The following is a 22,300-nucleotide window of genomic DNA, read 5'->3' as shown; positions in this document are numbered from 1 at the left end:
TTTGATTATTAATTGTTAATTATTATGACTCCACTGGTATCGGTTCGTAATTTACAAGTTCACTACCCCGTCGGCGGGGGATTTTTGCATGGTAAACCCAAAATCGTGCGAGCGGTGGATGGGGTGAGTTTTGATATTATGCCGGGTCAAATTTTTGGCTTAGTTGGAGAGTCAGGTTCCGGGAAAACAACCGTAGGACGGGCGATTCTGAAGGCGGCTCCGATTACGGGGGGCGAGATTACGTTTAAGGTGGCAGATGTGCCTTTAAGTATCGCCAAGTTGGAAGGGGAGCGATTGAAAGCCTTGCGCCGCGAGGCACAGATGATTTTTCAAGATCCCTATGCTGCCCTGTCTCCCCGGATGACGGTGCGGGATATTATTGCCGAGCCGCTAGAGGCGATGCAACTGACGAAAACTCGCCAAGAGACGAATCAGAGGGCCAGGGAGATTGCGGAGCGTTGTCGGTTAAATTTGGAGCATTTGCGGCGATTTCCCCATGCATTTTCGGGGGGGCAACGACAGCGAATTGCGATCGCCCGCGCCCTAGTCTCCGGGCCCAGTTTTTTGGTCGCTGATGAGTCAGTTGCAGCCCTCGATGTTTCCATTCAAGCCAATATCCTCAATTTGTTAAAAGCACTACAAGAAGATATGAATTTAACCTTCTTGTTTATCAGCCACGATCTCTCGGTGATTGCCCATTTCTGTGATGTAGTGGCGGTGATGTACTTGGGTCAAATTGTGGAAATTGCTCCCACGCACCAACTGTTTTCTAACCCCAGTCATCCCTATACGCAAGCCTTACTGTCAGCAATTCCGCCCCTCGATCCCGATGATGAGCGATCGCGCATTCGCCTTTTGGGAGAAATTCCTTCTCCGGTAAATCCCCCCTCTGGCTGTCGTTTTCATACCCGTTGTCCGGTGGCTGAATCTCGGTGTAAAACGGTTGAACCCATTTGGACGCAAATATCAGACAAACATGGCGCTGCCTGTCATTTAGTCGAGGACAGATTAGCCAATCCAATTAATAATTAATCAATTCATACACTGCTTTGCTTGCGTTATGAAACACAAGCTTGAATCCTCTCTCTCCATGTACCATCAACCTATTCCCTATTCCCCAGCGCAAAGCACTGTAATTAATACAGCAATTAACCCAACTTAGGAGAAAAGGGCTGGATAATATCCTCTTCTGCGGGCGTAATTCCCAAATTTTGTTGAATCTGTAAGGCTTGACTAAAACAAGAAATGGCTTCCTGGTAGCGCTGCAATTCCGCTAAAGCTGTCCCTTTCCCGCGCCAAGCTTCATAATCATTTTCCTCCAACTGAATGGCGCGATCGTAGGACGAAATCGCCTCTTCAAACCGGCGTAACTTTTCCAATAAAATGCCCCGATGTCGCCAAGCTTGATGTTTATTTTGCTCTAAGGTTAATACCTGATCGTAGGCATCCACTGCTTCTTCATATCGTTGAATGCGCTCTAACATTTCCCCTCGCGCACACCAAATTTGCGGATCGTCGGGGTTAAGTTGGAGTGCGCGATCGTAGGATGCTAAACTTTGCTCATACTGTTTTAACTGAGCTAATGTTGTGCCTCGATTAAACCAAATTGTGCTTAAGAGCGTCTTTTCTGAGCGATCTTCTTGTTCTTCATACAGTGAAATTGCGCGATCGTAGGCTTCAACTGCCTCCTCATATTCTTCCAATTTTTCTAGAGCATTGCCGCGATGAAACCAAGGTTCCACCTTATCCCCATCCAACGCCATTACGCGATCGTAACAGGAGATCGCCTCTTGAAACTGTCCTAACTTTTCCCGCGCTACCCCCTGGTTATGCCAAGCTTCCGTATCTTCCGGTTGCAGGGAAATCGCCCGTTCATAGGCTTCTACAGCTTCCTGATGGCGATCTAACTTCAGCAGCGTATTTCCTAGACAATACCAGATTTCTGCTCCGTCAGGATTCAATTCCAGAGCGCGATTGAATGCCTCTACCGCTTCTAAGGGGCGATCGGTTAGCATCAGTGCTAATCCCTTGTGGTACCAAACCTCACCATTATCCGACTCTAAAAATAACGCCTGCTCATAGGACGTTAACGCCTCTTGGTAACGATGCAACTTTACCAACGTCTTTCCCCGCTCATACCACGCTTCAAAAGACTCCGGTTGGGTTTCTAGCACCTGCTCATAAAGGGCTACCGCTTCCTCATATAACCCCTCATCTGCCAATAAATTCCCCTGATCTACACACTCTTGAGCCGTGACAAAAAGCTGATTTTCATCCAACTTCTCTAAATCAAAGGATAAAACGGTTCCCTCTTGCTGATCTGATTCTACTAAATCCTCTAAAAAAGCAATTTCCGAAACCCCAGACACCGGACGAGGACTGATTTCCTGGCGAATTTTACCCAGTTCTCGGTTTAGATCCTCTCCTAACCCTTGCAGTTGTTTAACCAAATCTTGGCGTACTTCCTGGATAGTTCCAGCAGACTCTTTTAATTCCAAAACCTCTTGATTGACATTCTGGTATCCCCGTTGACGCTCGGTTTTTGCTGCTTCAATTTGAGTCGTCAAATCCTCAACCAACTGGCGAGCCATGTCGGTATACTGTTGAAGATGGCCTTCTGGCTGATTGAGATCTTCAAAGCGGCGATTCACCTCAGTAACGATTTGCCCAATCATACTGCTACGCATAAAGCGCAATAAAACCACAGTTCCGCCAATAAATACTACCATTAACAGCATCAACTGATTGAGGCGCGATCGAATATCATCTACCTCCGATAACTGCGCTTGCCACTCAATTTCTTGTCTGGCACGTTCTTGGGCAAACTTCTCATTTACTGTCTGCTCCACCGTTTGCTCAATCACCTCCTTGAGGGTGTTTAAATCTTGCTCTGATAAGCCAGCATTTCCCTGGGGAGCAGCAGGAGCGGGTGCCGGTGCAGGCGAAGGTTTCGGTTGCGCTTGAGTTTGGGCAAGCCTTACTTCTGAAGGATTCGCCCCATAAGCAACTGCCATTAAATTAAAGGAGGCTAAAGTCGCTAACAGCCATAGAGAAAGGGTAGTAACACGCATAGATTTTGAAGGAATCCCCATAAGATTTAAGCCTGAAATCAATATCAACTCTCCACTATTCACCGATCAGCAGTTAAACTCATAACAGGGCTATAGGAATAGCAGAATAAATTCGCCTAAATCGTAATACCAGATTAAAATCGTTAATCCGGGTAAAGATTAGGATTGAATTGAGGGTGCGATAAACAGATGCAGGAATTTACCCATATGACTTCAGTGGATCAACCTTTCCAAGATTCGCCATTTTCGGTTGTCTTCGACAATCATTTATCTCCCCATGAAACCCTCTCTAAGCGGGTAATGTTAGCCTTGCTACGATGCAGCGGGCATCAATCTGCCCATTTAGAGAATTGGACATTAGCTGGATTTAACTCTGGATTTGCCCAGGGTTTTGGCTTCAATACCTCAGAACCCCCCACAGAATATTACGATCGCCCCTTTTTCAATTTTTTACCAGCTTCGGGATATTCCACCCTACAACACTATTATTCTTGTCATTTGCTGGTTTTATTGCTGTTCCAGTTACTCACACAACTGCAAAGCATCCCCAGCAAGAAGGAAGAACTCGATCGCCTTAACTATCACATTCGAGAGCTGGAGCAGATCGTTAATACTCCTATCGTCGTTCAATTTAACCGCCCTTCCCAAGCTCCGGGTTGGTTACAACTGTGGTTCAATTCTGAAGGACTTAAAATTAGTGGAGTTCATCCGAAACTGGACGAATGGACTGTATTTAGCCGGCAACCGATGGGGGACAATCTTTTTGATGATTTGCAATGGCTAGAAAATTATACCGTCACGGGAGAGCTGATCCTGGAAGGGATTGAAGTGACTCAAACAGAACAAAAGCAACGGCTAATTAAACTCTTAACCAGTCCGGATTCTCTTTTAGAAGGTAATAAACTGCAACTGATTAATTACCAGTTACAGCAGCTATTCCGTGCCAGCTATTTGATGATTTTAAATGTGGATATGAATCAAGTGCGCCTTTTAGTGGGGAAAGCCTGTGGAACGCTAGAGAGCCATGTATTTGCTAGGGAGGAGCTAGATAGTCCTTATTTCATAACGGCTCTGGAACAAAATCAAGTGTTGCGAGTGGGAGAAATCAATCCTCAAAGCGATAAGCAGTGCGAGCGTACCTTATGGGAGGAGGGAGTACGCTCTCTGTTACTGATTCCTCTGCGATGGGATTATGAGCAACAGGGAAATCATCCAGAAATGCTAAGACTGATTGGGTTAGTTAGCGATCGCCCCCATAATTTTACAGCTCAAGATTGCCATTATGCCAGAGAACTTATCCCTGCTTTTGCTTGCGCCATGCGGCAAACGAACCACAATCAGCTAAATCCCATCCATCCAGCAGTCGCTTGGCGCTTTACCCAGGAAGCAGAACGACGCAGTTGGGGTTTTGAAGCCGCACCTATTGTCTGTGAAAAAGTTTATCCCCTCTTTGGCATTTCTGATATTCGCGGTTCTTCTAACGAGCGAAATCGGGCAATTCAAGCGGATTTAATTCAACAATTTGAATTGGGATTGGCGATCTTAGAGGCAGTGGAAGAGGGTCAAAAAAATCGATTGATTGAGCAGATTAAAATTGACTTAGAGGCGTACAAAACGCGTATTGAAGGAAAAGTAACGGTTGATTCAGAGGTGACGGCAGTTCAGTATCTTCAAGAGCATTTTGAGATTTATTTTGATTACTTTTATCAATGTGGAGAACCCGCACAAAACGCGATCGATTGGTATCGTACATGTGCCAATAACGATCGCCATTCAGTAGATACTGCCCGTAGAGCCTACGATCGGACGATCGATCGGATTAACGAGAATTTACTACAGACGTGGGAGCGTTGGCAAAAGCGAATGCAAGCGATTATTCCCCACTATTGCGATCTCGAATCTACCGATGGTATCGATCATATGATTTATGTGGGGAAATCGATTCATCATAGCTTTACGGCATTTCATTTGCACAGTTTGCGCTACGAGCAACTTTGCGCCCTGTGTGATGCGGCGCGCACGGGGATCAAACTGCATGAAGTGGATAAAATTTCCTTACAGCTTACCCATCTGGTGTTAGTGCAAGATGTGACGATTGATATTTGTCATGATGAAAATACAGAAAAAATCTTTGACGTGCAAGGGAGTCGAGATACCCGCTATGAAATCGTGAAAAAACGGATTGATAAGGGAGTCGATTTAGAAACTGGCGATCGCATTACCGCCCCTGGAATGCTCACCCTTGTCTATTCTACCGATGATGAGTGGAAAGAATACGAGCATTATCTCGATTATCTCCAGCGAGAAGGCTGGATTGCTCCAGAAATCCTATCTGGTTCCGTCGCTCCCCTACAAGGGGTGGATGGACTACGCTATGCTAGGGTGCAAGTTTTATAGCCGTTCGCGCAGGGATGATACAGCGCTTCGCGCGGTAATAGGGAATAGGTAATAGGGAATAGGAAAACCATTTTTCACGCTATAATGCCCATTCTTCCGGCTTTTCATGGGAAGGCACTCTATTCCCCATCACTTCCGTTCTGGATGATTCTCCTCCTCAGAGGGTTGACCCATTTGGTTCATCCGGTTAATCATTTGATAAAGCCGTCCATGATCCCGTTGATTAAAGTGTAAGACTAATCGGGGCAGGTGATGAACATCATTGAGACGCTCTTCCGGTAAGGCTTTGGTTTTTTTGATTTGACCGCTCACTAAAATATCACTAAACTCTTGATTGAGCTGCTCTACCTCTGTATCTGAAAGTTCTGTATTCAGGCGAATCACGAATTGCTCGCGCACATAGCGACTCGAATGATAAATGCGATAAAATTGGGCGATCGCCTGACACGCCACATCTACCTTATCTGTAATCGTATACAGACTCAAATCTTCCCCATTAATCAAACGTTGGCTTAAGAGGTGATCTCTCAGATATTTCTCCCATCCGTACCAATACTGACCTCCTGGCTTATCCAATAATACTAAAGGCATCGGCCCTGATTTGCCAGTTTGGCAGAGGGTTAAACACTCAAACGCCTCATCTTGTGTCCCGAATCCTCCAGGAAACAAGGCTACTGCATCTGTTTCTCGCAAGAAGAATAGCTTACGGGTAAAGAAATACTTAAACTCAATCAGTTTATCTGCAGTTACAAAAGGATTAGACCCCTGTTCAAAAGGAAGCTGAATATTAAGTCCAAACGAGTGTTCTAAACCGGCACCTTCATTCCCTGCTTGCATAATTCCACCCCCACCTCCAGTCATCACCATAAAGCCCTGTTGGGCAACTTTCCCCGCAAACTCTAGGGCAATCTGGTATTCTGGGGCATGAGCAGGTAAACGAGCAGAGCCAAAAATACTAATCTTACGCACGTGGCGATAGGTAGAGAAGATTTGAAATGCTCTTTCCATATCCTGTAGAGAAGCAGTTAAAATCTTCCAGTCTAAGCGATCAATCTCTTCCCCTGCAACAGCTAAGATACTAATCAGAGCTTGTTCTATCCATTTACCATGTTCTAAATGCGGCAATTGAGCCACAAGTTCTAATAAATCCGCTTTTAGTGTAGCGCGAGCATCTGAGGAGGATAAAGTCATCCGAAATTTACACTTTGTGAGTAAACAGGAGTAATCATAAGAAAGTTAGGCTTCTCATTTGAGAAACCTAATCAAAATTTTTGTTGTATCTGTTGGGTCTCATTTGTGGTGACCCTATAGATGGATTTAGAGCTGAGAAAATCTTTACATCAGCGTAGGGGATTTCCACTTAGCAATATATACCACCTCAGAAAAGCCCATTTGCCGAATTTCACCCACTATGTATTGGGCTTAGTTCTTACTCTTGCTCACTTTCAGGGGCACTCTCACTGCTATTTGAATCACCAATTTTCCCTAGATGTTTTTCCAACGTTGTAATCAAAGTGGTTTTAGGGACCGCACCAACCACCATATCGACACGCTGGCCATCTTTGAAGATCATCAGAGTGGGGATACTGCGAATACCATACTTACTCGCCACACTCGGATTCTCATCCGTATTGACTTTCACCACTTTGACTTGTCCATCAAATTGTTCGGCTACTTCTTCCACCACAGGTGCAACCATGCGGCAGGGGCCGCACCAGGGGGCCCAAAAATCAACTAAAACTGGAACTTGGCTTTGAAGCACTTCCTTGTCAAAACTGGTATCTGTAACGGGTGCTGCTGCTGTCATTAGGGGTAATCCTTATCCTACATTGCACATCAGGAATTTTATCTTGGCACTCCCTGGTCTAAAGCCTACCTGTTGGCAGACAGAACAAGGGAATTATTGATTTAAGGAACTTCCATTAGCTGGCAAGGTTTCTCCCACCCACTAAGAATGGGGGATCTCCTGTTGATGCCTGCGAAGTGGAAAGTGTAAATTTCCCTGTTCTTCAGGGTAGTCAATCCACATGCATCACTAATAGATGTAGCCAGTTTACGGTCTTTGATTAGCCTTTCCACATTTAAGTCTAGCCTTCGGCAAGCCGCTGGCGAGTCTACATAGACGACCCCATCGTCAGAGGTGATTAAGGAATATTCCGGTTTAGAGGTCTATTCCTTACGCTGTCTACCTAAACTCTTAAAGGTGTCTAGGTGTACCGCACTCTAGCTTTCTGAAATATTAACACAATTTAGCGCCAGAATAACCGGCTGCTTAAAACCACCTCCTAGCGTTCATCCTAGAGCAATGATCAAAGGCTTGTAATAGATCGATCCGTTTAAATAAGAAACCGCCTGAACAGTTTGTTCAGGCGGAGTGTGGTGTGAGGAGTGAACGGAAACATCATGCGTCTCCGCTATACCCTATTGTAAACAACAGATTTGACTTTTCCCCAAATTCTGTACAAATTGTAGGAATCGTTCTCAGATTTCTTTCGTTGAGGAAAACCGGAGCTATTTGCCCATCCCCAGTTGTTGGGCTTTCTGATAAACTTTGCCTTCAGTCAGTAAGGAGGGGGCGATCACAACTTCGACTTGCTGCATTTCACGAATGGTCTGAGCGCCTAGGGTTCCCATGCTGGTTTTCATGGCACCGAGTAGGTTGTGGGTTCCGTCATCTAACTGAGCTGGGCCTCGCAGGATTTGTTCTAGGGTTCCGGTAGAGCCAACCCGAATCCTGGTACCTCTGGGCAATACAGGGCTGGGGGTAGCCATCCCCCAGTGATAGCCTCGACCGGGAGCTTCTTTTGCTCTGGCTAAGGGAGAGCCGATCATGACTCCATCTGCACCACAGGCTAAACATTTACAAATGTCGCCTCCGGTGATGATGCCGCCATCGGCAATTACGGGGATATAGTTACCAGTTTCTTGGTAATAGGCATCCCGTGCAGCGGCACAGTCGGCGATCGCCGTCGGTTGGGGAACGCCCACCCCTAAAACACCCCGCGATGTACAGGCAGCTCCTGGCCCAATGCCTACTAAAACGCCAGCAGCCCCCGCTCTCATTAACTTCAAGGTCACATCATAGGTCACACAGTTACCTAACATGACTGGAATGGGCATCTGTTCGCAGAATTGTGCCAAGTCTAAAGGTGCGACGGACTCCGGGGAGAGGTGATCGGTGGAGACGACGGTTGCTTGGACAAAGAACAGGTCTGCCCCTGCTTCGGCTGCCACCTGACCGTATTTAATTGCCCCCACTGGAGTGGCACTCACTGCCGCGATGCCCCCTTGATCCTTAATTTCTTTGACCCGTTTGGTAATCAGTTCTGGATCGATGGGTTGGGCATACAGTTGTTGCATCAAGGATACAAATTCGTCTTTTCCCACTGAGGCAATTTTGTCTAAGATGGGGTTCGGATTGTCGTAGCGAGTATTAATTCCTTCTAAGTTTAGGACTCCCATTGCGCCTAACTCAGATAAGGCTACAGCCATTTTTACATCTACAACCCCATCCATGGCGCTGGCAATAATGGGAATTTCCCGTTCTATCCCACCCAAGGTTAGGGTTGTATTGGCCAAAGTCGGATCGAGCGTCCGAAGACCGGGTACTAGGGCGATTTCATCGATTCCGTAAGCTCTGCGGGCTGTTTTTCCCCGTCCAATTTGAATATCCACTGTCTCTCTTGCGTTTCCCAAAATAGATTTAATTAGCCTATCAAATTCACTTGAAAATAGGGAGTGGGGAGTCAGTGAAAAAAGGGGGGATGCGGGGATGCGGGGACGCGGAGAATGGGATGATTTTATGGATGCTTAATTTTTAATTGTGGGGAGTCAGTGAAAAAAGGGGTGGGGTAAATCAGGGCAGATGAGCTGCCCTGAGTAGGGTTTAGCTGGCAGTAGGATTTTCTGGAGCTGACGGGGGTTTCATGGGTTGCCGCTTGGGTGGGGCGATCGCCTTCGCGGGCTTTTCTGAACCCGGTGCTGGGCTGGATGCTTCCGGCTTAGGCTGGGCGTTTGAGCTGTCTGCTTCTGGGGGATTGGGGTTACGCACCATTTGGCTAATTTGTTGGAGCAGTGCCCCCAATTTTCCTTCGTCCATCAGGGCATTGACTAAGGATAAGCCACTGGTGGACATCAGGAGCTTGTTGATATCGCCCATACCGTTGCCGTTGTTGCCATTGGCTCCAGGGAAAGAATAGATGCGCGTATCGCCCAAGATACCGGGTTGGGGTGTGAGTCCTTTGACAATTTCGGGAATATGGGGCGCTAGAGCCGGCCAGATTTCCGAGATCAGTTGGGCGGAGAGTTTGGCATCCGATAGGGCATTTTTGGCTTCAATGAGAGCTTGTTCTCCTTGGGCTTCGGCTAACGCTCTATCCCGATTGGCTTGGGCTAGGGTACGGATCGATTCGGCTTCGAGTTCTGCGGCTTGGCGGGCAATTTCGGCTTGCCTGCGACGACGGAAAACGTCGATTTCGACTACATTTTGTTCGGAGATCCGTTGTTTCTGAGCTTCTTTTTCCGCTTCGATCGCCGTTAACCGTTGTTCCCGTTCCGCTTGTTCGATTTCTTGGGCGGTAATAACGGCGGCTTCGGCTTGGGCGCGTTCGGCATCGGCAGCTAACCGTTCCCTTTCTTTTTCCACAATGGCGATCGCCGCTTCCTGTTGGGCAATCTTAGACTCCCGTTCGGCTGCCGCAATTTCAATCTGTGCTTTGAGCTGGGACGATTCCACCATTTGCTGACGATTAATTTCGGCAACTTCAGATTCTTGTTTTTGCAGCGCTTGGGCAATCTTCAACTGTTTATTGCGCTCTTCCAAAGCAATATTGGCATCAATTTGACTCTGTTGTACCGCCAACTCTTGCTGAATCTTTTCTTCTTCAACAGACTTATTTTGCAACAATTTATTCCGTTCAATTTTCGCCAACTCTTGGTCTTTCGATTCCTGAATTTCCCGCTCCCGTTGAGCCGTCATCGATTCAACTTCTAATTTTTGGTCTAAATTCGCTTCTTCTTTTTCCTTCGCAATGCGTAAGGATTGTTTTTCTGCATCCAGTTCCCGTTGCTCAATCAGAACTTTGGTCTTCAGCTCTACTTCCCGCTTTTGCTGAATCGATTTCTGAATCGTTTCTGTTCTCAGACGCACACCCTGAGCATCGAAGAAGTTATTTTCATCATAGGTGTCGCTTTCTTCGATCTCAGAAATGGCAATATTATTCAGGGTCAAGCCAACTTTTTTTAAGTCCTGCTGAATCAGGTTTAAAACTTCATCGGCAAATCCCAATTTATCCGAGTCAATTTCAGCTAGACTTTTCTTCTTAGCGGCGGCACGAATGGCATCATCTGCCCGTTTTTCCAGCGCTTCTTTAATATCAGTTGCCGAAATTTTACCCTCCTTAGATAGGCGAGCCGCCACAGTGAGGACATCTTGTTTATCGGCACTAACACACACATAAAAGGTGACGCGCATATTCGCCCTTAAATAGTCTTGAGTCCGCACCGCTAAATTACCCGTGCGCTCCACATCAATGGAAATTTCTCGTAAGGGAACGCGGGTAATTTCATGAAAGCCAGGAATGACAATACAGCCCCCGTTGAGAAAGACTCGTTTTTGTTTAATGAAAACGCCCCCAGTCCGCACAAAAGCCTCGTTGTTAGGGGTGATTTTGTAAACGCTGGTATAAGCAACAATTCCTAAGATTAACAAGAAGACAAATCCCAAGGAGCCACCGGCTAAAAGCATACCTGCCGATCCCATTTGGGCAAGGGGAGCTTGAACGAGTAGGGGTTGGGAGGGTTGTTCAATAATGGTTGGTTTCATATGAGTCATAGGTAAAACAATGGGATAGTTCTATTCTTGAATAGAGAGGATACACAACCCGACAGTGTGGAGGAAGATTCACGGGTACTAAAACTAGCCTAGCCAGCGTTTTTGGTCTACACTATCTTTCACGATAGCTAGATAAAAAGGTTCGGAATACTCGATAATGATGACTTTATCGCCCCGTTGAGGAATTTGGCTTGCCCATTGGGGGAGCTGGACGTTAATACTGACTAAATTATGAGCTGAATCGATCGCATCGACTTGGCCGATTTGCGTGGTAGGCTGTTGGGGGAGAGTGGGTGAAGCTACAGTTCCCGTGCATCCGATGAGGCGATCGCTACGGGTATCTTCTCCAAATGCAGCAAACAGTTTGCCAATGGGTCGAGAAATCAGACTTCCCCCGAATAGACTTAAGATTAAGGAGACAATTAAAACGGCATTACCTAACAGTCCGGTGGGAAGTCCCAAGAGTAGGTTAAAAAACCATCCCAGAAGCCCCCAAAGACTGAAATCAATCGCCAATAATAACAATAGTGGTGCTTTTCCTAAGCCTAACCACCCCAATGCTTGCAGAGCGCTAAAACCACCTTCAGCGTCTGCTTCTACGTCTATATCTAGGTCAGTATCCCAATCAGCATCAGCGTCAATGTCTACATCGCCGTCAATATCTACATCGCCATCACTATCTCCACCTCCAGAAAAAATGACCAGTAGAAATAAGACAACTCCTAAACTAAGAAAGATCCAATAGGGAAGATTGGCAAGGTCAAAGACCATATTTAAAAACCTGAAATTTGAGAAGTTTTGAAAACGGAGATTTATCTCTAAGATAGCAATTGATGAAGAGTGGCAAGGGAAATATATAGATTATCTTAACTTCTCTGGACTGAGCTGGAGGGGATCGCTTGTAATATTTCGTTAAATAAATTAGCAACTTCAGGGTTTCCTAGGTCTTATAATGAATGATAGGCAACCTTAAATATCTAGGCATGAGGGTATTGAGTCATGATGGAAGTTAATGGGTTAATCTTTGGTCTCTTCTTGTGGATAGCCTATTCTTGGGTATTGCTCCAATTATTTAGCCCTCGCGATCCCTTTGTTACTGAGAATTTGGCCTATGGCTATGGGGGAACCACGATTACAGTTGAATGTAGAGTAGTAACCCTTTCTGAGTCTTTAAGTTTGCCAGATCATCGCCCAGTCAAAGCTAACCGTTATTTACGATCGCCGATAACCTGATGTTTTCTGATATTGAAGCTCATTGGTCAAAAGCAGCGATCGCCCAATTAGCAGACTTAAACCTAGTTCAAGGCTATCCCGATCGCACGTTTCGACCAGAGGGTTTAGTCACTCGCGCTGAATTTGCCGTTTTGCTCTGCAATGTGTTTTCCAGTGCTAAACCCATTCGAGAGCAGAAAAATTTTGTGGATGTGCCCCAAAGTCATTGGGCCTATGAAGCAATTCAAACCGCTGTTTCTAAAGGATTTTTAGTCGGTTATCCGGGTTTAGCATTTAAGCCAGAGCAACCCATTCCTCGGGTTCAAGTGTTGATTGCGATCGCGTCCCATTTAAAGTTAGAGATTCCGCCAACCGTTACCGTTAGCAAAACGAACCTAAAACTCTATTTTGATGAGGCCCAAGAGATTCCCCATTATGCCCTACCTAAGTTAACCGCAGCATTATTTGGCTATCTGATTGTTAATTTTCCCGATCGCCGCAAATTACGACCCAATCAACCAGCAACACGGGGAGAAGTGGCCGCCATTTTATGTCAAACGCTAGGGATATGGAATACAGTTCCTTTATCTGCTATCGGAGGAGGAGAACATTGGGCGATCGCACCCAAATTTAGTCGAGCGTCTCATTTCTTTCAAGGCGTAGCCCTTGTTTCGGGTCAATTGGGCTATGATTTAATCAACCTAAACGGTCAACCCATTGAAGTCGATCGTCACTATCAAATCTTAGAGTGGGGCTTTGAGATTGAGCGTGAATTGCCCACTTCAGACCCCCTAATTCCAGTCTCTTTAGAGACTAATTCTGGGTTGAAGTATGGATATCTGAATCAAGAAGGAAATTTGGTCATTCCCGCAGAATGGGAGATGGCTGCTCCCTTTTCGGAAGGTTTGGGTTTAGTGCGAAAAGGGGGAAAATCAGGATATATTGATCCAACAGGTCAGGTGGTGATTGAACCGCAATTTGAATTGAGCGATCGCTTCTACAATGGCCGTGCTGCGGTGAAAGTGGGAGAAAAATATGGGTATATTGATACCACAGGGCACTGGGTAATTCCGCCGGAGTTAGAGCGAGGATATCGATTTTCTGAGGAGCGAGTCGTTATCTGGAGTAATGGGCGTTATGGGTATCTGGATAACCAGGGAAATGCGATCGTTGAACCCCAATTTGAGCAAGCCGATCGATTTTCAGATGGTTTAGCCGTGGTGAGATTGAACGGCGTTTATGGATGTATCGATCGCACGGGTAATCTAGTCTTGGAAACGCCCCATAGAATCCAAAAGTTTTCCGAAGGACTGGCAGCCATTGAAATGGGAGAGGCATGGGAGAAGAAATGGGGATATATCGATCAAACAGGAGATATTGCGATCGCCCCCCAATTTTACGGCTTAGAGGATGTTCGCGATCGACCCTATTCTCCCGTAGAACCATTTTCTGAAGGTTTAGCGATGGTAAGATTCGGGCCAAAATGTGGATTTATCGATCGAACCGGAACGTTTGTAATTCCCCCTCATTTTAGCGATGCTAGTTCCTTCTCCCATGGGTTAGCACGGGTGACGTTACAGGGAGAGTGGTATCAAGAAGGACGGGGGAATACGGGATCTGGAATGCCCGCCGAATATGTAATCCTGTTTAGAGGCGGAACTTGGGGATATCTCCAATTAAACAGTGCTGTATCTAAGGGATAATCTCAGTTACCACTCTGGTGCGATCGCCACTGCTTACAGTAATATTTTGATCTTGTAACTGACCAAAGGCTCTGGCTCCTTGCAGAAACAAGGGGGGATTGATTTGACGATAGGTCACATTTCCGGTTGCTTCAACCTGTTCTGTTCCAAAAGACCAGGTCACGCTTTCTGCCGATAGATCGGACTGATTTTTACCCCCGGTTACCCGGACATTTTCCGTTAAATAGGCAACTTTATTGCCTAAATCCACTGTACCGCGATCGCCCACTAAGATCAGATTTTCATCCAGATGCTCTAAAGTGATTGTTTGATTGGCTCCCACAGACTCAGATTTGAGATCCCAAGTCATGGAATCGCTTTTGGCTTCTAAGGCTGGATCGGCTGCCGTTAATGTGACTTGATTCATCAAAGTAACCGATTCATTCTCTAAGTCCACTAAACTTCCTCCAGCTAAGGCAGTGTGGCTGGGAGACGTTTCTGGAATTTCAGTTAATTTTTGTTCTTCGTCTTCATAGTGCTTCACTTCCAGGGGAACCGATCCCACCACTTTCCGATCTTTCATTAACCAGACTAAGTGTTCCGTGGTCATCCGTAACTGGGGAGTATGAGTAATTGCATCTACATTGCCGATCAATTCCATTTGCCGTAAGCGGCTATAGACATTGACTCGATCGGCTTTGGCTTCGACCTGGGGATGAGAGCCAGTCAACGTATCTTTAACCACCAGAACATCCGCCTGGGGTCGCCATTCCAGTTCATTCCCTTCTAACACGACTTCATCTTCAATGGCGATCGCCTTGATATCCTCTTTGAGTAAAATCAAATTGCCATCTTGGTGAACTTCTCCCCGCTTCGCTTGCACTCGATAGACCAATTTTCCGTCTTGATACAATTCCCCTGACGGTTCTTCTACGGTGGCAATTTGTCGATCTTCGCTATAGGTCGCTGACTTCGCATCCACTTTCCAAAGTAACTGACCTTTTTCGTCTCCTTGTTCTAGAGTAATATCTTTAAAGACCAGTTGGATATCATCAGATGATTCTGCATCCGATGCTGCTTGCACGAGCTGATCCGGTGTATTCGAGCCACCACAACCCGATAAGGCGATCGCCAAAATTAAGGATAGCCCAGTTCCGATCCCTAGGTTAGATACGCCAACCTCAATGGGATTGCCAGTTTTCTTGCCCATGATCGATGACCTATGATTTCTGTACAGCGAAGATTATCGTTTTTCCTGTCGTTCATCCATCAGACTTAAGCTGGATAAGGGACGGTAGGAATAGGTGTTTTGCCGGGGGGTTTTCTGGATATCTTCCTTAATGCTCTCCAGATCGATATAGCGATCGGCCACATTAATTAAACTATCGCTAGTCATCGATCGCAAGCTCACCACCTCGACCCGTACCCCTCGATAGCTCACTGAATCCACGGCATACGCCAGATCTCCATCGCCACTGACCAATACCGCCGTATCGTAACATCCCACTAAAGCCATCATATCAACTGCAATTTCTACATCCAAATTCGCTTTTTTAGAACCATCTGGCAGTTGCACCAAATCTTTGGCAATCACTCGATAGCCGTTGCGACGCATCCATAACAAAAACCCCTGCTGCTTCTCGTTAGTGCGATCGACACCCGTATAGAAAAATGACCGTAACAGTCGAGAACCATTGGTTAAGCGGCACAATAACTTAGTGTAATCAATTTCCATCCCCAGTTGCAGGGCAGCATAAAACAGATTAGAACCATCAATAAAAATGGCCACGGTTCCTCGATTAGAAAGCACTTGTTCTGGAGTACAGAGACCTTGATTTTGTTCCATCGATTCATACATCATTGTTATACCTCAGTTATTAAAATCTTATAGTTTTATGGTGGTTTGGAAGTGAAAGTAAAGCTCGTGATTATATCAAATTCACGCTTCAGTTAACTCTAAACGTTGGAAAACCGGTTTGGGGTTTCCTAGGGTTTGTTGAGCGGGTAAAATACCCCATTGGGCATGAGTGTCAAAGGGAATTTTCTTCTGAAGATCTACCGTCTGATTAAAATCGACACTAAAGCCCAATTGATTATAGATCGCGGTACTAATGTCAGGAATAATCGGTGAGAGGAGATAGGCAGCTAAACGAACAGATTCTAGCACCGAATAGAGAACTTCTGCGACTGCTTCTTTTTGCCCTTGTTTGTACAACGTCCAGGGTGCTTGCTCATCAATATATTTATTACTGCTTTGGACTAGACCCAGAATGGCTTCACAGGCTTGGGAATAAGCTAGCGCATTGTAACCAAGATCTACTTTTGACTTCAAGGATGTTCCCAGGGTTTTGAGAGGGTTATCATCCGGAATCCGATCGCCAGATATAGCGGGAACTTGACCCTGACAATATTTTCTCGTCATGCCTAGTGTCCGATTGAGTAGATTCCCTAAATCATTAGCCAAATCAGCATTGAGAACATTAATAAATCGGGTTTCATTAAAATCCCCATCCTTACCAAACTCAATCTCCTTGAGAAAATAGTAACGTACCGCATCAGCCCCATACCGATCCACCAACTCATAGGGATTTAAGGTATTGCCCAAGGTTTTCCCCATCTTCATGCCATCTTTCGTCAGAAAGCCATGCCCAAAAACCCGTCGAGGTAAGGGGAGACCCGCAGACATGAGCATCGCCGGCCAATAGACGGTATGGAAGCGGAGAATATCTTTACCAATTAAATGAGTTTGAATCGGCCACCACCGCCTTAGGGCATTCTCTAAACTGGGAGCATCTTCAGGATCGAGTAAGGCAGTAATATAGCCTAATAGGGCATCAAACCAGACATAAAGGGTATGGTCACTATCCGTAGGTACAGGAAATCCCCAATCGAGGTTAACCCGCGAGATAGAAAAATCTTGCAATCCTCGGGTCACAAAGCTTAAGACTTCATTACGACGACTTTCCGGTTGAATGAAGTCGGGATGCTCATTATAAAATACTTCTAACTGGTCTTGATATTTAGACAAACGGAAGAAATAGTTATTTTCATCTCGCCATTCTGTTTGTTTGTTGGGATGGATGGGACATCGGTGGTCGTCGAGTAGGTCTCGTTCTTCTTTGAATTCTTCGCAGGAAACACAATACCATCCCTGTTGCACCCCTTGATAAATGTCCCCATTCTCCCAAACTCGTTGGAAGAATTCTTGCACAATTTGATAATGTTTAGCTGCTGTTGTGCGACTAAAGCGATCGTACTGGATATTGAGCTTTTGCCAAAGCGTTTTAAACCCTTGGACAATTTCATCACAATGGCTCTGGGGGTCTTTTCCGCGCTCATCGGCAGTGCGTTGGATTTTTAAGCCATGTTCGTCTGTCCCCGTAATCATCAAGACTTCTTCTCCCCGAAGTCTCCAGTAGCGAGCTAAAACGTCTGCGGCAATGGTAGTGTAGGCGCTCCCAATATGGGGCAAGTCATTGACGTAGTATAGAGGGGTTGTAATGGTAAAGGTCTTTTTTGTTTGATACTCAGAGTTCATGGAAGATTAAGATGACTTTTTTTAATGATCTGTTTTGTCGAATCAACCCGTCAGGTGATTTTATGGATTTTACTAAAGATTTTACTCAACCGATCAATAAAGGGAATTGATTATAATTGTAGCCTTAATCGCTCAGGTTGGTCTGGATGGCCAATTAATTTCAGGTGAGACTAAGATAACAGACTGGAGAGGGCTAGAGAAAAGAGCAGCTTATGGCTTCAAGCTTCAGGAGGAGCGGCTAATTAAGGGAAAAATAAGGGAATTCACAGGAAAAGTGCCTTGGTCTATGATTAGGATTAATTAATATTTCTTTAGGGATCAATGCATTTGTTATTGATCTTGAATACCCAAGGCTATATTTTGATTTTTTCCTATGTCTAATGGTTCTCCTCATTTTCTCCAGTTCGGCGCAGTGCGTCCCGAAGCTGATTTATTGGTTTTCTTACCGGGTATGGATGGTTGGGGATCGCTGTTTGCTCGTCAGGCGCAAGAGTTGCAACCGAATTTTGAGGTGTGTGCTTTGAGAATTCCAGTGAATGATCGCCTAGATTGGGACGGATTGAGCGATCGCCTAATCCATTTGATTGAAGCTCAGTTAGCTTCTAGAGTCAACCGGCAGGTGTATTTATGCGGCGAGTCTTTCGGGGGCTGTTTGGCACTGAAAACGGTTCTCAAAGCACCCGAATTGATTTCTCATTTAATTTTGGTCAATCCCGCTTCTTCGTTCCATCGTCGTCCTTGGATGGCACTGGGGGAGTCCATTGTGCCTTGGATTCCCGATCGCCTCTATAATCTTGGTAGTGTTGCTGTTTATTTTTTACTGGCTGCCCTCCCTCGCATCGCTCCCCAAGATCGTCAATCCCTTTGGTCTGCCCTTTGTAATGTGCCGGCTGACACCTCCGCTTGGCGGTTATCTTTACTCCGTCAATTTACACTCGATGTCCAGGATCTTTACCAAATCGTGCAACCAACGCTCATTTTAGCCAGCGGGAGCGATCGCTTGTTACCTTCAGTCTCCGAATCTCGGTATTTACAACAACATCTAAAAAATGCTCAAATCATTGATTTACCCCATAGTGGTCATGCCTGCTTATTAGAAGAGTCCATCAGTCTCTTCAGTATAATCGCCGATCGTCAATGGATTAAATCACCTACTTTATCTAGTCCTTAATCAGGATCGGTAATTGTTGTAAAGGAACCGTTAAAGTTACGGTCGATCCCAATCCTTCCCCCATACTAAAGAAATCAATTTGACATCCCATGGACTCCATCAATCCTTGGGAAATTGTTAATCCAATGCCTGTACCTTCGTATCTGGACGTATTCGATCCATCAACTTTGTAAAATGCCTCAAATAGCTTGTTTTGCTTGTCTAAAGCGACACCAATACCGGTATCCGATATAATCAGCTTGACAAACCCAGGGTACTCGCGTCCTAGGACCGCATATTTTTGAGCGATCGCTTGTCCTCGAATCGTAATTTCCCCCTCATGGGTAAACTTAATGGCATTACCAACCAGATTTAACATCACTTGTAGCAGTCCTTGATAATTGCCCACCACGATCGCCTCATCTCTAGTCGGAGGCGCAGAAATACTATACTCTAAACCTTTCTCCTCGGCTTTAGATCGGGTAAACTTCTCTACATCTTGCAACAGCTCATCCAGATGGATTGAACTTAGCTCAATCGTCATTTCCCCAGCTTGGAGCTTCGCTAAATCCAGAAAGTCCTCGATATGATTCAACAGTCGCAGCGCTGAGTTATGAGCTTCTTGAACAAACTCCATTTGGTCTTCGGGATCGTCAGCCATACCATCAAGGATAAGCTTTAGAAAACCAATCATGCCATTGAGCGGTGTTCTAAACTCATGGGAAACCTTATTCAGAAGTTGCTGTTTAAGTCGTGAGGTTTCTTCGCTTTGCGCTCGGGCTAATTCGAGTTCTTCGTAAAGGATAGCATTGGCGATCGCCGCCATCACTGTTAACATCTCTGGATTAGAGCAAGCCCCATGCCGATGGTCAGAACTTGAACTGACTTCCAATCCTTTATCTACCATCAAACCCTCCCCATGATTTTACTCCTTCACAATTACGGGCAACTGTCCCAAGGGAGCCGTAAACGTTACAGTTGAACCTAATCCTTCTCCCATACTAAAGAAATTCACTTCCCCCCCCATCGTTTCAATCAAACGCTGAGAAATGGCTAATCCTAATCCAGTTCCTCCATATTGACGGGTGCGAGACCCATCCACTTGAGAAAAATTTTGAAACAGTTGCTCTTGCTTCTCCAAAGGTACGCCAATTCCTGTATCCGCCACACTCACTTTGACGAACCCTGGATGCTCCCGATCCCCAACTTGGAATTTCTTCGCGATCACTTCTGCGGTAATAGTAATGCCCCCTTCATGAGTAAATTTAACGGCATTGCCGACTAAATTCAACAAGACTTGCAGCAGACGTTGATAATTGCCCGTAATCATTACTTCATCGCGGGTTGGGGTGCGGCTAATTTCATAACTTAACCCTTTTGTTTCCGCTTGAGGTCGGGTAAAGTTGTCCAGGTTCGTGAATAATTCATCCAAATTTACCGGACTGATATCGATCTGCATTTTTCCGGCTTCAATTCTGGCCAGATCCAACACATCATTAATCAAGTTTAAAAGATGCAAGGCAGACTTATGGGCTTCTTGAACCCATTCCATTTGCTCTTCGGGATCGTCAGCCATTCCATCCAGGATCAGTTTCAAAAACCCAATCATTCCATTGAGGGGGGTTCTCAGTTCATGGGAGGTATTGGCCAAAAATTCACTTTTGAGTCGAGAGGCTTCCTCAGCTTGTTCTCTGGCTAATTCTAGTTCTTGGTAGAGCGTAGCATGGGCGATCGCCGTTCCCACTTGATCGGCCAACTCCCTCACCAACTCTATCTCTTCGGCGGACCACAAATAGGCTCGATCTGGGTTGCATCTGACGGGAGGAGATAACAACAGTAACCCATTGGGGCGATCCTGATAGCAGGTGGCTACAGCTAATCGAGACCCTAAAGACTCTTTATCCTCTGATTCTACCCAGGCTAAGGGATCTAGGCTCGATAGGGCATCAATTAAGGGAGAATTATTTTCTAAGGGGAGCAAACTGCCGATTTGGGAAGGGTTCCCTTGATGGGTATAGTGGGCAACCACTTTGAGGTGTTCTGTCTCTAGGCACTTTTGGGCGATCGCACAGCTTTCTAAGTTTAAAGCAATACCCAAGCCTTCCACCGTCTGATTGCAGATAGTTTCTAAATCTAGCGTCCGTCTAATTTTGCGGGTGATCCGAGTTAGAAGCGTCTGATAATGATCGCTGGTTTTGCGCTCTCCCTGCTGCGGTGGATCTGAGCTACTGGCAAAGGATTGAGACCCTACAGCACTCGAGAGGAGTCGCCCAAGAACCAACACTCGATTGGCTTTCAAGGGAGAGGTTAGCACTGGAGCGATCACCAGATCGAAGAGGAAGTAGCATTCTCCATACTGAAAGGGATAGCTAAAACGATCCGGTAATTTATTTTCCAATACTTGGCGCACTCGATCCAAATAGGCATCGATGGGAATGGGGTAGAGGGTATTTTCCATCAATTGCCCCACCAAAGTCTCAGGAGCTAAATCATAGCGTTCCCCTTGAGTCCACTGAAAGGCTAGATACTCACCAGAGGTATTATGGATAAAGCTTAATTCAGCACCTAACTCGGACAGACTTGGCGGTGTTAGGTCTCCCGTCTCTAGATGATTAGAAAGGCTGGTTTCGTTTAGGGTGGAAATGGATGCATGGGAGGAAGCATTCATGAGTTGGTGTCGGTGAATTGAACAGACATTTGACCTCTAACCTAGAGTAGCTTAGATTTTCTAGATTGAGGAATAACCGATTCAGCGCATCTGAGGGTTGACAATTTAAGGTTCTTAGAACCCATTGGGGATCTGATGGTCTAAGATCCCAGTGTACTCCCATTAATCCTGGTCGCCTTGGGTTTTAATCGTTCCATTCACCTCTGGGAGGTAGGGGGGGATTTTTGATCAGAGTACGGGTGAGTTCATCATCCCTTTGGTTTGAGCCTTTGAGCCATTGACGAATAGCTGTTTCAATAATTCTTGAAGGGTCGTTGGTTAAATGTTGGATTTGTTCGAGTAATTCTGCGTCTAAGGCGATAGAAATTTCTACTTTGTCGAGCTTAGGTTCCGAAGAAAGGCTGGAATCATTCATTGGTTCAAGAACGTAGGGTTTATTTCAGTTTAACATGGTGCGATCGCCTGATGGATTGGTAATTGGGCGTGAACCTCCTTAAACTCCCGTACTTACGTTAGACTAGATGAACCACCCGAGCCCATTCTACAGGCGGCTTGTTTACCAAAGAACTGGGTTTAAAGCCCCGTCCTTTAGCGAAGCGGAGGGCGGTTTTTTTAATTGGTCGCACCATTGAGGAAAATCCATGCTATGATTTATCGCAAGCAAGAACGATAAAACCATGATGGTCTACGAGATGAAACTAGAAGGAGCGAAAGAGCAGTACGGAAGGCTCGATGAAGCTATCCGCACG

At 45.7% G+C, this 22,300-nt stretch carries 17 protein-coding genes; 5 read left to right on the top strand and 12 right to left on the bottom strand.

From position 1 onward, the window contains the following. The first annotated feature begins 24 nt into the window (after window positions 1–24). On the top strand, window positions 25–1,032 hold the full coding sequence (locus tag J7545_RS03020) for an oligopeptide/dipeptide ABC transporter ATP-binding protein (protein ID WP_318719117.1): 1,008 nt from the start codon (window positions 25–27) through the stop codon (window positions 1,030–1,032). 116 nt (window positions 1,033–1,148) lie between these two features. Here the strand turns inward: J7545_RS03020 and J7545_RS03015 are convergent, their stop codons facing one another. After that, complete coding sequence (locus J7545_RS03015; RefSeq protein ID WP_318698953.1) at window positions 1,149–3,071, bottom strand: tetratricopeptide repeat protein; 1,923 nt, start codon at window positions 3,069–3,071, stop codon at window positions 1,149–1,151. A gap of 207 nt (window positions 3,072–3,278) precedes the next feature. On the opposite strand from J7545_RS03015, the gene J7545_RS03010 reads away from it, so the two are divergent. Further along, the gene (locus J7545_RS03010) at window positions 3,279–5,468 is read left to right on the top strand and encodes a hypothetical protein (RefSeq protein WP_318698951.1); all 2,190 of its coding nucleotides are present in this window, start codon (window positions 3,279–3,281) and stop codon (window positions 5,466–5,468) included. Window positions 5,469–5,597: 129 nt separating this feature from the next. Here J7545_RS03010 and J7545_RS03005 read toward each other — a convergent pair whose 3' ends face one another. The 5 genes from J7545_RS03005 to J7545_RS02985 form a co-directional block, all read right to left on the bottom strand. Next, window positions 5,598–6,659 (bottom strand): LOG family protein, encoded by a 1,062-nt coding sequence (locus J7545_RS03005; RefSeq protein WP_318698950.1) that lies wholly within the window; start codon window positions 6,657–6,659, stop codon window positions 5,598–5,600. Between the two features lie 238 nt (window positions 6,660–6,897). Next, window positions 6,898–7,275, bottom strand: a complete 378-nt coding sequence (gene trxA, locus J7545_RS03000; RefSeq protein WP_318698949.1) for a thioredoxin — start codon at window positions 7,273–7,275, stop codon at window positions 6,898–6,900. 704 nt (window positions 7,276–7,979) lie between these two features. Then, a complete protein-coding gene (locus tag J7545_RS02995; RefSeq protein ID WP_318698948.1) occupies window positions 7,980–9,143 on the bottom strand; it encodes a GuaB3 family IMP dehydrogenase-related protein in 1,164 nt (387 codons plus the stop codon). A gap of 211 nt (window positions 9,144–9,354) precedes the next feature. Then, window positions 9,355–11,292, bottom strand: a complete 1,938-nt coding sequence (locus J7545_RS02990) for an SPFH domain-containing protein (protein ID WP_318698947.1) — start codon at window positions 11,290–11,292, stop codon at window positions 9,355–9,357. Between the two features lie 93 nt (window positions 11,293–11,385). After that, on the bottom strand, window positions 11,386–12,072 hold the full coding sequence (locus tag J7545_RS02985; protein ID WP_318698946.1) for an OB-fold-containig protein: 687 nt from the start codon (window positions 12,070–12,072) through the stop codon (window positions 11,386–11,388). Between the two features lie 228 nt (window positions 12,073–12,300). On the opposite strand from J7545_RS02985, the gene J7545_RS02980 reads away from it, so the two are divergent. Both J7545_RS02980 and J7545_RS02975 read left to right on the top strand, forming a co-directional pair. Continuing rightward, complete coding sequence (locus J7545_RS02980) at window positions 12,301–12,534, top strand: hypothetical protein (RefSeq protein ID WP_318698945.1); 234 nt, start codon at window positions 12,301–12,303, stop codon at window positions 12,532–12,534. Further along, window positions 12,534–14,216 (top strand): WG repeat-containing protein, encoded by a 1,683-nt coding sequence (locus tag J7545_RS02975; RefSeq protein ID WP_318698944.1) that lies wholly within the window; start codon window positions 12,534–12,536, stop codon window positions 14,214–14,216. Before J7545_RS02980 ends, J7545_RS02975 begins: the two co-directional genes overlap by 1 nt. Here J7545_RS02975 and lptC read toward each other — a convergent pair. From lptC to metG, 3 genes are all read right to left on the bottom strand, one after another. Then, the gene (gene lptC / locus J7545_RS02970; protein ID WP_318698943.1) at window positions 14,206–15,405 is read right to left on the bottom strand and encodes an LPS export ABC transporter periplasmic protein LptC; all 1,200 of its coding nucleotides are present in this window, start codon (window positions 15,403–15,405) and stop codon (window positions 14,206–14,208) included. The genes J7545_RS02975 and lptC overlap by 11 nt on opposite strands. Window positions 15,406–15,438: 33 nt before the next feature. Continuing rightward, window positions 15,439–16,041 (bottom strand): NYN domain-containing protein, encoded by a 603-nt coding sequence (locus tag J7545_RS02965; RefSeq protein WP_413038672.1) that lies wholly within the window; start codon window positions 16,039–16,041, stop codon window positions 15,439–15,441. A 93-nt stretch (window positions 16,042–16,134) separates the two neighbouring features. After that, on the bottom strand, window positions 16,135–17,733 hold the full coding sequence (gene metG, locus J7545_RS02960) for a methionine--tRNA ligase (RefSeq protein WP_318698941.1): 1,599 nt from the start codon (window positions 17,731–17,733) through the stop codon (window positions 16,135–16,137). A gap of 373 nt (window positions 17,734–18,106) precedes the next feature. On the opposite strand from metG, the gene J7545_RS02955 reads away from it, so the two are divergent. Further along, the gene (locus J7545_RS02955) at window positions 18,107–18,904 is read left to right on the top strand and encodes an alpha/beta hydrolase (protein WP_318719115.1); all 798 of its coding nucleotides are present in this window, start codon (window positions 18,107–18,109) and stop codon (window positions 18,902–18,904) included. Here the strand turns inward: J7545_RS02955 and J7545_RS02950 are convergent. The 3 genes from J7545_RS02950 to J7545_RS02940 form a co-directional block, all read right to left on the bottom strand. Beyond that, window positions 18,894–19,790 carry a HAMP domain-containing sensor histidine kinase gene (locus J7545_RS02950; protein WP_318719114.1) on the bottom strand — a complete coding sequence of 299 codons (897 nt, stop codon included), beginning with the start codon at window positions 19,788–19,790 and terminating at the stop codon, window positions 18,894–18,896. The two genes, J7545_RS02955 and J7545_RS02950, sit on opposite strands and share 11 nt — an antisense overlap. An 18-nt stretch (window positions 19,791–19,808) precedes the next feature. Further along, window positions 19,809–21,551 (bottom strand): ATP-binding protein, encoded by a 1,743-nt coding sequence (locus tag J7545_RS02945; protein WP_318719113.1) that lies wholly within the window; start codon window positions 21,549–21,551, stop codon window positions 19,809–19,811. Between the two features lie 184 nt (window positions 21,552–21,735). Continuing rightward, window positions 21,736–21,966 (bottom strand): type II toxin-antitoxin system CcdA family antitoxin, encoded by a 231-nt coding sequence (locus tag J7545_RS02940; protein WP_318719112.1) that lies wholly within the window; start codon window positions 21,964–21,966, stop codon window positions 21,736–21,738. Window positions 21,967–22,300 lie beyond the last annotated feature (334 nt).

The organism is Roseofilum sp. SBFL (genome assembly GCF_017746885.1).
In the GTDB taxonomy this organism is placed as follows: domain Bacteria; phylum Cyanobacteriota; class Cyanobacteriia; order Cyanobacteriales; family Desertifilaceae; genus Roseofilum.
Note: the sequence above shows the minus strand (reverse complement) of the source record. Positions and strands in the feature narration are given on the sequence as shown.

Coding starts and splice junctions, on each gene's coding strand:
- J7545_RS02940 (WP_318719112.1), bottom strand. CDS start 21,966: ATGAATGATTCCAGCCTTTCTTCGGAACCTAAGCTCGACAAAGTAGAA.
- metG (WP_318698941.1), bottom strand. CDS start 17,733: ATGAACTCTGAGTATCAAACAAAAAAGACCTTTACCATTACAACCCCT.
- J7545_RS02990 (WP_318698947.1), bottom strand. CDS start 11,292: ATGAAACCAACCATTATTGAACAACCCTCCCAACCCCTACTCGTTCAA.
- J7545_RS03020 (WP_318719117.1), top strand. CDS start 25: ATGACTCCACTGGTATCGGTTCGTAATTTACAAGTTCACTACCCCGTC.
- J7545_RS02945 (WP_318719113.1), bottom strand. CDS start 21,551: ATGAATGCTTCCTCCCATGCATCCATTTCCACCCTAAACGAAACCAGC.
- trxA (WP_318698949.1), bottom strand. CDS start 7,275: ATGACAGCAGCAGCACCCGTTACAGATACCAGTTTTGACAAGGAAGTG.
- lptC (WP_318698943.1), bottom strand. CDS start 15,405: ATGGGCAAGAAAACTGGCAATCCCATTGAGGTTGGCGTATCTAACCTA.
- J7545_RS02985 (WP_318698946.1), bottom strand. CDS start 12,072: ATGGTCTTTGACCTTGCCAATCTTCCCTATTGGATCTTTCTTAGTTTA.
- J7545_RS02980 (WP_318698945.1), top strand. CDS start 12,301: ATGATGGAAGTTAATGGGTTAATCTTTGGTCTCTTCTTGTGGATAGCC.
- J7545_RS03015 (WP_318698953.1), bottom strand. CDS start 3,071: ATGCGTGTTACTACCCTTTCTCTATGGCTGTTAGCGACTTTAGCCTCC.
- J7545_RS02975 (WP_318698944.1), top strand. CDS start 12,534: ATGTTTTCTGATATTGAAGCTCATTGGTCAAAAGCAGCGATCGCCCAA.
- J7545_RS02955 (WP_318719115.1), top strand. CDS start 18,107: ATGTCTAATGGTTCTCCTCATTTTCTCCAGTTCGGCGCAGTGCGTCCC.
- J7545_RS02950 (WP_318719114.1), bottom strand. CDS start 19,790: ATGGTAGATAAAGGATTGGAAGTCAGTTCAAGTTCTGACCATCGGCAT.
- J7545_RS03010 (WP_318698951.1), top strand. CDS start 3,279: ATGACTTCAGTGGATCAACCTTTCCAAGATTCGCCATTTTCGGTTGTC.
- J7545_RS02965 (WP_413038672.1), bottom strand. CDS start 16,041: ATGGAACAAAATCAAGGTCTCTGTACTCCAGAACAAGTGCTTTCTAAT.
- J7545_RS03005 (WP_318698950.1), bottom strand. CDS start 6,659: ATGACTTTATCCTCCTCAGATGCTCGCGCTACACTAAAAGCGGATTTA.